This window comes from Peribacillus sp. NPDC097895 (genome assembly GCF_050277555.1).
GTDB lineage: Bacteria > Bacillota > Bacilli > Bacillales > DSM-1321 > Peribacillus.
Window position 1 is genome coordinate 1 of record NZ_JBNNSH010000003.1, and the last position, 12,372, is coordinate 12,372.

Annotated in this window: 12 protein-coding genes and 1 tRNA gene; 5 read left to right on the forward strand and 8 right to left on the reverse strand. The window is 37.1% G+C overall.

Annotation, left to right across the window (positions count from 1 at the left end; all coding sequences use genetic code 11):
- Nucleotides 1-439 precede the first annotated feature (439 nt).
- On the forward strand, nt 440-625 hold the full coding sequence (locus ACQKMH_RS16275) for a hypothetical protein (protein WP_427588540.1): 186 nt from the start codon (nt 440-442) through the stop codon (nt 623-625).
- Nucleotides 626-659: 34 nt separating this feature from the next.
- On the opposite strand, the gene ACQKMH_RS16280 is transcribed toward ACQKMH_RS16275, so the two are convergent.
- The gene (locus tag ACQKMH_RS16280; RefSeq protein WP_427588541.1) at nt 660-1,565 is read right to left on the reverse strand and encodes a DMT family transporter; all 906 of its coding nucleotides are present in this window, start codon (nt 1,563-1,565) and stop codon (nt 660-662) included.
- A 149-nt stretch (nt 1,566-1,714) separates the two neighbouring features.
- Between ACQKMH_RS16280 and ACQKMH_RS16285 the strand changes: the two genes are divergently transcribed.
- From ACQKMH_RS16285 to ACQKMH_RS16295, 3 genes are all read left to right on the forward strand, one after another.
- Complete coding sequence (locus ACQKMH_RS16285) at nt 1,715-2,422, forward strand: MgtC/SapB family protein (protein ID WP_230159509.1); 708 nt, start codon at nt 1,715-1,717, stop codon at nt 2,420-2,422.
- A gap of 525 nt (nt 2,423-2,947) precedes the next feature.
- Nucleotides 2,948-4,315: a beta-propeller fold lactonase family protein gene (locus ACQKMH_RS16290; protein WP_427588542.1), complete on the forward strand. Its 1,368-nt coding sequence runs from the start codon at nt 2,948-2,950 to the stop codon at nt 4,313-4,315.
- A gap of 232 nt (nt 4,316-4,547) precedes the next feature.
- A tRNA-Ala gene (locus ACQKMH_RS16295) sits at nt 4,548-4,620 on the forward strand.
- A 713-nt stretch (nt 4,621-5,333) separates the two neighbouring features.
- Here ACQKMH_RS16295 and ACQKMH_RS16300 read toward each other — a convergent pair.
- The 6 genes from ACQKMH_RS16300 to ACQKMH_RS16325 form a co-directional block, all read right to left on the reverse strand.
- A complete protein-coding gene (locus tag ACQKMH_RS16300; RefSeq protein WP_427588543.1) occupies nt 5,334-6,152 on the reverse strand; it encodes a class I SAM-dependent methyltransferase in 819 nt (272 codons plus the stop codon).
- Between the two features lie 137 nt (nt 6,153-6,289).
- Complete coding sequence (locus ACQKMH_RS16305) at nt 6,290-6,724, reverse strand: MarR family winged helix-turn-helix transcriptional regulator (RefSeq protein ID WP_427588544.1); 435 nt, start codon at nt 6,722-6,724, stop codon at nt 6,290-6,292.
- Nucleotides 6,725-7,150: 426 nt separating this feature from the next.
- On the reverse strand, nt 7,151-7,879 hold the full coding sequence (locus ACQKMH_RS16310) for a MerR family transcriptional regulator (protein ID WP_427588545.1): 729 nt from the start codon (nt 7,877-7,879) through the stop codon (nt 7,151-7,153).
- 330 nt (nt 7,880-8,209) lie between these two features.
- Entirely contained in the window at nt 8,210-9,412 is a 1,203-nt protein-coding gene (locus ACQKMH_RS16315; protein ID WP_427588546.1) for a PLP-dependent aminotransferase family protein, read from the reverse strand.
- Nucleotides 9,413-9,736: 324 nt separating this feature from the next.
- The gene (locus ACQKMH_RS16320) at nt 9,737-10,108 is read right to left on the reverse strand and encodes an MmcQ/YjbR family DNA-binding protein (RefSeq protein ID WP_427588547.1); all 372 of its coding nucleotides are present in this window, start codon (nt 10,106-10,108) and stop codon (nt 9,737-9,739) included.
- A 23-nt stretch (nt 10,109-10,131) separates the two neighbouring features.
- On the reverse strand, nt 10,132-10,527 hold the full coding sequence (locus ACQKMH_RS16325) for a VOC family protein (RefSeq protein WP_427588548.1): 396 nt from the start codon (nt 10,525-10,527) through the stop codon (nt 10,132-10,134).
- Nucleotides 10,528-10,881: 354 nt separating this feature from the next.
- On the opposite strand from ACQKMH_RS16325, the gene ACQKMH_RS16330 reads away from it, so the two are divergent.
- Nucleotides 10,882-11,088, forward strand: coding sequence for a hypothetical protein (locus ACQKMH_RS16330; protein WP_427588549.1), 207 nt, complete (start codon nt 10,882-10,884; stop codon nt 11,086-11,088).
- 619 nt (nt 11,089-11,707) lie between these two features.
- Here ACQKMH_RS16330 and ACQKMH_RS16335 read toward each other — a convergent pair.
- A complete protein-coding gene (locus tag ACQKMH_RS16335) occupies nt 11,708-12,061 on the reverse strand; it encodes a GNAT family N-acetyltransferase (RefSeq protein WP_427588550.1) in 354 nt (117 codons plus the stop codon).
- Nucleotides 12,062-12,372: the final 311 nt, after the last annotated feature.

Here is a 12,372-nt window from a genome sequence, read left to right on the forward strand (position 1 = left end):
AATGTTTGACTTGCTCATTTGCTTTTTTAATAGTGTGTGCTCACTTAAAATTTAACGTTGGCGCTTTGTTTTGTTCAGTTTTCAAAGAGCAATTTGTTGTCGTTTCTCTCAGAAGCGACTTCTATAATGTAACACATTGCGTCACGTTTCGTCAACAACTTTTTTTAAAAAGTTTTCAACAACTTGTTAGTTGTTTAAGTTGCTGTCTTAGCGACAAGAAATAATATACCATGTACCAATAATGTTTGCAATACGTTTTTTAAAACTTTTTTTCTAAAAAGTGTTTTTTTCTTTTTTCTTCTATATGATCATTCTTTTTTAATCATGATATTTTAAGATAACCTGTCCCCTGTTGCGCTCACTCGTGATTAAATGACGCATATTTAGCTGCAAACACAAATAGACATATAAAGATATCTTTTTCCCATGAGGTGAAGCAATGAATCTTTCATTAATCGGATTACTCATTTCCTACATTATGTCCCTTTACTTATTCAGCACAGCTTATTATGAAGCCATTAGGTTCAGCAGAGAAAAAGGAAGGGTGAACGGTACGACGTTTTTATTCAGCTTTACTTTCGCTTTAATTTTTACACGGATCACCTATTTGTTTTATCCATATTAAATAAAAGCAGTAAGTCGGGTTCGACTTACTGCTTTTATACGGTGACTGGCTCTTCTTTGTGCACCTTACTTTTCTTTTCGTCCTTTAGGAATATCATCAAACCTGCCAATATAATCGTACCTCCGAGAACCTGCGTCCACAGTATCGGTTCTTCTAGTATGAAATAAGCTAAAATTGTCGCTCCAACCGGTTCCAGTAAGATTCCCATCGAAATTGTTGAAGTGCTTAACCACTTCAATGACCAATTGAATAAAGAATGCCCTAATAGAGTCGGAAAAATGGCAAGCAAAACAAAATAAATCCAATCAGCCGTTGGATATGGCGTCAACGGCTCTCCCTTGAAGACCACATAGAAAAACAAAGTAATGGCACTAATGGCATACACGACAAATGTGTATGTTGTAGAAGAGATGCGCTTTCGTACATTTTGTCCAAACAGTAAATAACCGGTTACAAGCGCACATGCGATAAGCGAAAGAATGTCTCCCCAAAGCGCCATACCACTGATTCTTAAATCTCCCCAGCTAATGACAAGGCTTCCGGCTATTGCAATGATGCCGCTCAATATTGCTTTCATCGAAAATCTTTCTTTAAAAAATAAGTAAGCTCCCACAAAAGCGAATAAAGGCTGGAGGGTGACAAGCACAGTGGAACTCGCGACTGACGTGTAATTGAGCGATTCAAACCATAAAATAAAATGAAAGGCCAAAAACACTCCTGATGCAATAGAAAACAACCAATCCTTTTTCTCAATGAATCTAAGTTCATGGCGGTATTTCATTAAGAAAACAGGCAACATTAGAAGAACGGTAAATAATAAACGGTAAAAGGCTATTACACCCGATGGAGCAGTAGCTAACTTCACCAGAATGGCAGAAAACGAAACGGAAGCCACCCCAATCGCCAATGCAGCATAGGGATTCATTTTTGGAATTTGCATTCAAGTTACTCCTTTCAATTAGAATGACGACTTAATGAACTCTATTCTACTATGTTAAAGTTATTAGGGTAAGCTTTTTTAAAAAACGGGTATATGGCAACAGATGATATTATTCTTCTTCTATATTACTTCGGAAGTGGTGAAACAAAATGGAATGGACATTCAATCCTCAATCGGAACTGCAAATCCTTATAAAACTGGGGATTTCAGCTCTACTCGGACTAATTATCGGGCTGGAGCGCGAAATGAAACGAAAACCTGTCGGATTAAAAACAAGCCTGGTCATTTCTATTGTCAGCTGTTTACTAACGATCGTTTCCATGGAATCCGCTTATAAGTTCCCAGGTAGTGAACACGTAAATATCACAATGGATCCCTTGCGTCTAGCCGCCCAGATTGTTTCTGGAGTCGGTTTTATCGGCGCGGGTGTCATTCTCCGTCGTGACAATAACAGCATATCCGGATTAACGACCGCAGCCATCATCTGGGGAGCGGCAGGTATCGGGATTGCCGTTGGGGCCGGGTTCTTTCTTGAAGCGATAGCCGGCGTCATACTATTGATCATCAGTGTCGAATTGGTGCCTGCAATCGTCACCTGGCTCGGACCAATGAAATTAAGACAAAAAGAAATCTTTCTGCAGCTGGTAGTACAAGATAAAGATGACATTGCCGTCGTACTGAAAAAAATCAAAGACGAAAAAATATTCATCAAAAACCTTAGAATCAAAGATGTGGCAGAAGACCACCACCTTTTGACACTTAAAGTTCTGGTCGATCATAAAGTCAGAACATCGGAAGTGTATTACACCGTATCCAATCTGAAAGAAATTGCACGGGTAGAGATCGAAAATGCATAAATGGAAAGAATCGTTTGACTACAATCAAAGGGTTCGGAATTAAACATTCCGAACCCTTTTGAATTCCCCTCAATATTAAGAGATTTGAGCCTCTACGAACATTTGACCCTCAGCTGTCCAATTAGCCATCTTCTTCAAATTAATGGAACACAGCAACAGCAAACCTTGTCTGCATAAACCAATCGAACCTTCCGCAATCCTCAGGTTTTATCTCTAACATTTAAATCCAACACCTAATTTCGTATATTTACTATCATCCATCGGGCAGTGAGAAAGTCCAGTGATACGGAACTTCACTGTGGCCTAATCCATTATTCACTTTGAATTTTCAAAATAATCAAACCGACATCCTTCTCTATACGTTTATATATAGTGAAGGGAGCAGAACCACGAATTAACTATACATTTCAAAGGAAGGTGGTTAGAAAACAAGCTGGATTTTGACAGGGATATGATTTTCCTGTTCATCTACCTGGCTTAAAAAATCGTATAGTTTATCAAGAAAATAATTTCCCGAGGTGAGAAATGTTTAAAAAAATGAAGGTAAAAAGTATGTGGATTATCCCCTTACTATTTGTGTTTTTCCTACCAAATGTAATTGGTGCTTCTTCTACTAAAGGTAAAAGTCCTGTGTTAGGGACAGGCTTCGACACCCAAATCACCAATAATTCCCTTGCTGTAAGTCCAGATGAGCAAATAGCGATTGTCTCTGATAGCCGTGAACAATCCATCCTGGTCTATGATCTTACCAAAGGCAAGTTGCGCAAAAAGATCGACGGCTTTGGTTCACCGAGAAACATCGTGTTTATTGATGGCGGCTCAGAGTTTGTCGTCTCAGACAGTACGCTCGGTACGCTTCGTTTTTACAGCATAAAAAATTTCACCTTAAAAGATGAAGTTGTCGTTGGTCCAGGTGCATTCGGGACTGCTGTCAGCCCGGATGAAAAGACATTGTATGTGAATAATCAAGCACACAATTCTGTCACGGTCGTGGATCTGGAAAAACGAAAACCGATTGACGTCATTACCGGTTTCGCCCAACCAAGGCAAGGCATTAAAGTCTCTTCGGACGGAAAATATATCTTTGTCACGAACTTTCAAGGAGATAAAGTGTCCATCGTTGATGCGGCCACTAAAAAAATCATTCGTGAAATATCAGGGTTCTCCAGTATTCGCGGAATCTCGATTACCTCTGATGGAGAATCATTGTATGCCGCCAACAGCGGACGCAACAGCATTTCAGTAGTTGATACGCTAGACGGTAATATAAAGAGTGAAATCAAAGTGGGACGTGAGCCATATGGCGCTACTCTATCGCCTGATGACAAACTCCTTTTTGCAAGCAACAAAGCTGACAATACGATTGACGTGATCAATGTTGCTGATCACCGCGTAGTTAAAACAATTGGGGGTTTCAAAGAACCAAGACAAGCAATTGTCTTTAGCCATGACGGAGATCAGGCTTATGTATTAAATCGGGATCTCTCTATTGCGCGGGTTGATATTAATAACTACACGATCACGGATATAATTCAGGATAAGCCAAAAAAATATAAGCTTAAAATACTGGAATCGGACGAAGTCGGGAAGTATGTAGCAGATCAAGACGGAATGACACTTTATTACTTCACAAAAGATGATTCTAATGTCAGTAATTGCAAAGGTCCATGTCTTGAAATTTGGCCGCCATTCCGTGCAGATAACATCATCTCGAATAAAGGATTCGACAACAAAGACTTTAAGACAATCATAAGAGATGACGGAAAACAACAAACAACGTATAAAGGACAACCTCTTTATTACTATGTGAAAGATAAACAGGCAGGTGATATAAATGGGCAAGGCGTCAATAATGTCTGGTATGTATGGAAAAAAAAGATTTTTGAGGAATAAACGCAAGAACAAGGATTCAGGAACGCTGATAAGTGGCATAAAATTGTTTAAGTTAGAAAGATAGAACACGTAAAAACCTTTGATATTTTTGAACAGCTGGAAAAATAAACCCAGAGATGGACTGAACCGTTTGACCACAATCGAACGGTTTTTTTATCATTTTTGCAAAAATCTCATATTTATTATTGACTTTTCCCGAAAATTCGCTAAAATAATTATTGTACCTCAATTCGGGGCATTAGCTCAGCTGGGAGAGCGCTACGCTGGCAGCGTAGAGGTCAGCGGTTCGATCCCGCTATGCTCCATACTATAAACTCTTAGAGCCATAACGGTTCTAAGAGTTTTTTATTTGCCCACAATCCACTTCAAAAAAACTGATTGATGTAAAAATGAAAAAATCCTGCATCGAACAAAACTGGAATGAGCAAAATCGCACATTACAAAGACATGAATTTTAAAGGGAAAACAAAAACGACATATAGTGAATGGTGAAATCAATTAATAATATTGGATTTTTAAGATTTTAATAATTGTTTTATTTATGACTGCTTTATCAATTTTTTATCTTAAAGCTTTTTCAAAAACAGGATTCGTATTTTTAGTAGTAGCAGGTATTACCGTAGCTATTTAAAATTTTCTAAATGACAAAGCGTATAAAAAAAGAGGTAATAACTAATACGCTATATCATTACTTACCATTGCTTTTTTATATTCTTGTTAAATCCTCACTTAAAGAATTGATTCAACGAACTTAGTTTGTTGTATCAGCTTGCACCCATACCCCATCATAAAAAAACAATCGCGGTACAAACTAAACATCTTTTACATGTACGATATAGGATTCATTTTCCATAACGCTTAATTAACTAACGCACCTTTAGTTTAAGTGAAAAATGATCTAGTATAGTGAAAATAATAAAAGGCTGTCTAGTATTTTCGACATTTTCTATCGTAATTACTTAAAGGGGTTACTTTATTGATATGTGGCGAAAGCTTTAGATTAAGGCTGGATTCAACATTACTTTCTCTCGAAACGCAAATGAACAAACTTCATCATCTTTAATAAATCTACAGCCCTCACCATTACACGAGTTCCACTTTCCCACTTCTTGCTTGCTGGTATACCTTTGAAGTACGATTCGCAGGATATAACCTTGATTTTGGACGACCAACTTTCCAATGCTTTTGGATTGTTGACATAGAAATACATTTTTGCTCCCTTGTTCCCTGTTCTTTCCACCGTACGATTTGAAATCTTTAATGCAAATTTTGATTCCGCATCGAAGTACAACTCCCCGCCTGGAAAGCGAAGCCCCATTTTCTGAAATATGCCTTTGAGTTCACTTTCTTGAAAATAGTAAAAAACACCGGCGGATACAAAAAGTATGCCGTCTTCCTCATTAAAAATCACATCATCAAACCACGAAACATCAAAAAATGATTTAGCAATGCTGATATTCCTCGGAGAGTCTGCGATAAGAGTTTTGCGGAAAGCTATCGCTTCTGGTAAATCAAGGTTGTACCAGTTAAGTGTGCCATTATCCACTCTTGAAAATGTAGTATCAAGTCCCGCGCCGATGTTTACAATAGTGGCCCGAGGATGTTTTTCTATAAAAGCTCGAATGGAATCGTCAACTTTTTTTGCTCGGACTATATAGCTTATGCCTCCATACTCTCCAAATGTATTGGATATTTCGGTAAAATTAAAATCACAGCTTGCAATGATCTTTATCGCTTCATTGTCGTACAAAATTTCTGGATTCTTCTCACTGGCAGTGGCGCGTCCCCAAAGAGGTATTAGCATTGTGCCTTGAACGGATTGTAAATTTAAAAACATATCACCTTTCCTCCTCAAGCTTCAAATTCACATTACGGATTCTTCATACAGCCGAATTAATTAAAAGAAGGAATGATTGAGCCGATAATTACCCCTAGACTTATCATTGAAGGCACACTCACGTTCAGTCATATATATCAATCCTCCATTTTTTTAAGCAGGTAATTCACTTTATGCAAAGCGTATTGTAGATCCTGTTGCTCTTCACTATCTAACTTGGATAGGTCATTGACGAAACTCTGATAAATTTTCGTCCATTTTTCTTGTTGTGAAGTTTTCCCTTTCTCTGTTAACTCAATTACAAACGACCTCTTATCATCCTTATTTTGACTCTTAGTAATGTAACCCCAATCAAATAAGCGCTTAAGCAAGTCTGTCATTTGCTGTTTGGGTACATTTAGGCCTTCACTTATTTGTTTGATAGTCAGGGGATTATGGTTCATAAAGACGAATTCTAAGATTTGGTTCTGTAAATGAGTTAAGTTACTGGATTTTTGATTCAATCGCTGAAAACTCTTAAACAAATTAGGGATTAACTCGATATATTCTTTACTAACTTGAGAAATAGTCATTGATTACCTCCTAATATAGTAATGTATTATATACCAAATAGATTAATATACAATATTTTTTTCACATTTGGTAAATAATCATTTACTAAATACTGATTTCTCCGTTTAAAAACTTGTGAAAATGCAACTGCACTTTTTGTCCAATAAAAAAGAACTGACTAATATCAGTTCACAAGATCTTGTACACGCTAGCTCTAAAGGAGGTTCAAAATCGTTTAACAACCGTTGTTCAGTATGATACTTCCTATTATTTATTGAATTTGAATCGTTCCTTACTAAACTAGACTGCCCCGTTAGTTCCGCAAGGTTGCCGCCGCAACCTCCCTTTTTGAAGGAAAGCACCTGTTAGCCTGACAAGAACTTCTAAAAAACCGTATGCTATATTTGGCATACGGTTCTTTTACAGAAAAACAAGGTATTAATTCATTAAATGTTTGATATAGCATTCTTGATGTAGTCAGAAAACTGTTTATCATTTAACCCAAATTTATCTCCTATTTCAGGATTCTCTTTATAATAACGTTCAGCTGCTTTTGAGATATCAGGATCATCAATAGTTAACTTTTTAATGAATTCATTCCATCGTTTTGCTAAGTGTGTTACATCTGGATTTTCAGGTGGTGTCCCCTTCTCATATTCCACACGTATCTTCGTAGTTAATTCGGCCCATTCACTAACATATTGCTTTCTTTTATCTAGTCCAAGCTGTTCGAACATCTTTTGCTGTTGCTCCTGGGTAAAATATTTATCCTTATTCATATTAATCACCTCAATTAAATTAATAAATTGCTCTGGCGTTACTTCTTGTTGACTATTAATCAATTCGTATATATTCTCCAACCGATTACGTAACAGTTCTTGTAGCCGGATCCGTTTTTTTACATCATCTAACTGTACTTTGATAAGTTCAACCGGATTGAAATTACGATTTTCCATTATCTCTTTAACTTCTTCCAAAGCAAAACCTAACTGCTTAAGTGATAAAATTTGTTGCAGCCTAGCTATATCTGAGTCTGTATAAAGTCTATGACCCGTATCTGAATACTGCGAAGGCGAAAATAGACCAATCTTATCGTAATGATGAAGCATACGCACCGTAAGTCCGGTTTGTTTAGCTAATTCTCCTACTTTCCAATATTTCTTATTCAGGATCATCCCCTCATTTCGCACGAATTGTTTTTGCCGGCAACCTTACTATACAACCTGACACTGTGTAAGGCTCAAGTCCCTTTATTTATATTTATTAAAAAAATTAATTTATTCATTCAACACGTTAAATCAGTTCTCAATTTCTATGTCTTAAGCAATTGGTTCAATAAGAAAAAGGCAGCCGCAGCAACCTCCCTTTTTGAAGGAAAGCACCTGTTATTATTGAATGATTTCATCTAGTTTGAGAACAGATAAAATCATCGCAAACGAGATGACGAATCCTTTAATTAACAAAAAACCTACCCCATTTAAGGAAGTAGGCTCATTAAAATTAGTTCAAAATTCATTTTTAAAATTAGGTGCGATAAGCTGTCCTAGTCTTTGAATTCCCTCGATTATTTCTTTCTCATTGGCATAACTGAACGAGAGTCGAAGAAACTCGGTTCCATCCTTTTGATCCAAGAAAAAGTATTTCCCTGGAACATACGAAACCCCCTCAGCTAGAGCCTTTGATAATAAATGCGACGTATCAACGCCTGGAATTCTCACCCATACAAAGTAACCACCTTTTGGTACATACCAGGAAACGGGCTCTGGAAGAAATTGTTCCATCGAGCGGATTAACGCAGTACATTTGGCACGATACACATCTTTTAGAAGGTCAAGTCGTTTCTCTAAATCTGTGTTTTCTAAGTATACTGCCATTGTACTTTGAGAAAATGGATGGTCTAAATCTTTTTTAAACCACTCTAAAGCTTTAATGAATTCACTTTCGCCTGCTATCCATCCAATCCGCATTCCTGGCGCCACTACCTTGGATAATGAACCAACGTGGAGGACTCTTCCACGTTTATCAAATGATTTTATTGGCAGCGGATTTTTGTCGAAAGATAATTCTCCGTATGCATCATCCTCTAGAATGAGGAAATCAAACTCGATGGAAAGTTCCAATAAATGCTTCCGCCGCTCAGTAGACATGGTCGTCCCAGTTGGGTTTTGAAAGGTTGGGATGGTATATAGGAAACGCGGCAGAGTTAAACCTTTACGTTTTCTTTCATCCAGCATTTCTTTTAATTGGTATGTTTGAAGTCCCTGTTCATCTATAGGTATACTAATGATCTGATTCGTATAGTTTTGAAAAATCTCTAAAGCCTCCATATAGGTGGGAGATTCTACAACTACGACAGCCGTATCATCAAGGAGAATGCGGGCAATAAGATCTATCCCCTGACAAGCACCTGATGTAACCAAAAGTTGTTCTTCCAAAACGGAAATTCCACGCTCTGCCAATCTTTTCTGAATTTGCTGCTTTAGTCTTGCAATCCTTGGACTTCCGAGATAATGGAGAGGCAAATCCTGCTCTTCATCAAGAAGTCTGGCTACTGCTACTTTAATCTCCTCAGAGGGAACGAGAGCTGGATCCGGATAGCCTGAACTCAAGCGTATACAGCCACCTGGCAAATCTGGCATCCATGCACCAGGTGGATCATTCTTAAGTGCCGCTTTAATGTTTTCAGAAAAAAAAGATTCAACATTCACTTCAACCATACACCTTTCTGTCAATCGAACCGTGATTGATTTTCTCAATTTTTATAGATAGCTGCTTATGTAGATAAATAGCTATCTTTTGCAGAAACACCCTTACATGTATTTTAGACTTTCTTCTCTGACGGAGACAACCTATTAATATCGCAAATTCAGGAGTGCCTTTTACACTGAACTCTCTTGGCCGCTCCAAAACATTAGGAGCTTTTTTCTTTAAGCCATGTGTGTATAGATTAAGTCGTTATTTTTATCTATCAATATCTGCAAAGCAGATAAAAGAAAGTAAAAAAGTGAAGAAGGCAGATCATCCGCCTTTCTTCACTTTTCATGAAACTTTTCGTATTTCTTAACCAAACGCTTCGGTGCCGCACGTAAATAGGCTTCTTGAATTAGAATGGTCAATTCACCCCAGTCTTCCCTATCCGGATTGTGAATGGAGACCCAGCCGTGATGTCCTATATACGGTGTTTTGAAAAAATTCTCTTTCTGCAGCAATAATTCTTGGGTTTCCCGATCTGACTTGAACGACAAACTGAACCCTTTCTCACTTTCACCTGAAATCACGAAGGATTTTCCATTGATTTTAAAAGTATTGTGACCGAAACCATCAATATGTTCGACAGCTTCGGGCAGTGCAAGACAGATATTACGTACATGTTCAAGCATGCCTGCCGTGTCGTGTAATTTCATGTTTCATTCACCTATCATCAATTCTATTTTGCATTCACATCGGGTTGATGAATTCCGAATATATTGCCTTCTGTATCAATATAGTATCCTTGCCACGCCATTCCAGGCAGGGCATATTTGGGCTTGGCAACCTTACCGCCAATCTCAATAATTTTAGCTTCCGTTAAATCGTAATTTTCCACTCCCATTGTACAAGCAAATCCATTTAAAGCTTGGTTTGTTTCCGGCGGAGCACTTTGACGCTGCATCAAAGCTCCATTGACCCCAGGTTCATTGTCATCGCCAGTTACTGCTCCAAAGTAAGGCATTCCCGCATAATCACTCCAATCTTGAAATGACCATCCGAATACCTCTCCATAAAACTTCATTGCCCGTTCCATATCATCTACATGAATTTCGAAATGAACTAACCTTCCCATGATTCCCTCCTACTTTTTACAAGAATTAACCATTTCCTTAAATTATTCAGGGTTTTCGCTTACAATATCCCACTTATTATTATAATAGATATGGAAATAAATACAATTATTGCATTAATATATTATTTTTAGTTGAGATTAAATCAATCATAATCCTGACATAACTTTTTAGAATGATCACAGGAACCGTTCTTCAAATATAGTTAGTTCCGAGCAACTTCCCTGGTCCTGCGTGACGGTTTAATCGACAAAAAGAAGGGAATTGGAAGCGCTTCGCCGAAAATATAGACCATACGATTATTAGCGCATAAGCTTTTACACGTACTTTACCCTTGATGGAAAGTAGGAAAAGCCATGGGAAAATCGAAGAGTTTACAAGAAATTTATATCATGAATCGTCCAGAAAACAGTCAACTTTTTCGAGAAGTACAAGCTCTGCTCCAATCCAAATATCCACACAAAAAAATGACCGCAACAAAAACCTTGCAATATATTGTGGCCGATAGTGTATCGTCTGGAGAATTGCGTAACGTGGAAAGTCGGCTTTTATACAGTTATTGAAGATAATTTGAACAAAAAAAACAGTCACTTGTAAACCTTTGTGGCTGTTTTATCGTTTAATTCTATTCAATACCACTTTGACGTTATTAAGCATACATTTTTGTTAGGTATCTGGATTAAATTTAATACTCTTATGTTAATTTCTTTTCTTATTTTTCGGTTCAATTAATACCTTGAAAGATCATGTCATTATATATAATCACAAAAAAATTTCCGTACAATAAGCAATTTGAACATGTCCAAAAGTTTTATTGGAATTTATGTTTAATATCATCCTATGAGTAAATGCATAAATTGCCAAGATTCGCATACCATTCTTGAGAGTAACGACCTCAATTTTTTCTGGTTGTTCTAAAAGGCTCAGAAAGCTGGATGGTTCAGGGGCACAAAAAAAGATTAATGAAGAAAAACTCTGTAGAGATTCCTTCAAATCTACAACTAATGTTTGGATGGCAAGGCACCTTCCCCTTACACTTGTTCAGACGTTTCACTGTAGGAGTCGTTTGAAATTACATGGCTACAATATGTACGAAAAAAAAGGCTACACCTAATTGGTACTAGCCCCCTTCTAATAATTGTACTTGAAACGAAAACCATTTATGGTGTCAAGGCGCCGAATTCAAGATTCCAATGTAATATATTCAGCTCCATGCTCTTTTGCCCAATTATGTATATAACTAAGCAGACTATATCCAAGGCCACTAGGACGATGATTTACATCAGTAACCAAATCTTGTACAAAAACATAGCGTTCATTATATGAATCTTCAAGCCAGCTAATACCTGCTAAAGCTACAATACTTGTATCATGATATAAAGCAAATAACTGTTTACCCTCCTTATGCATATCATTTAATAATTCTAGATATTGCTTTAAAGTCAAATCATTATGTAACTGACTCAATATAGGATAAGCCTGTAAGAATTGATGTTCTACAGTTAACTCTACTATATTTTCCACTGGTATTTTCATACTAATATTCTCCTAACTTTTTTAAGTTTAATTGTTTCCATAAATATTGGATATATGCATAAATTAAATGCAAGAATCGTGCCATTTCAAAAGAAAACGTTAATTCGTTATCCGCATGCCCATTCGCTATTCACACAATTCCCCTGGGGTAACAAATGCTAGGAACGAACAAAAAAACGACGCTGATTTTCAGCAATCGTCATTCAATCATATTTCCAATAACATTATGAAACCTTCCTTTAACACCAAATTCACGAACTGCTTGCTGTAAAGTTCTAAATGTTTGTATTAAAAATAAATCCATACCGAAC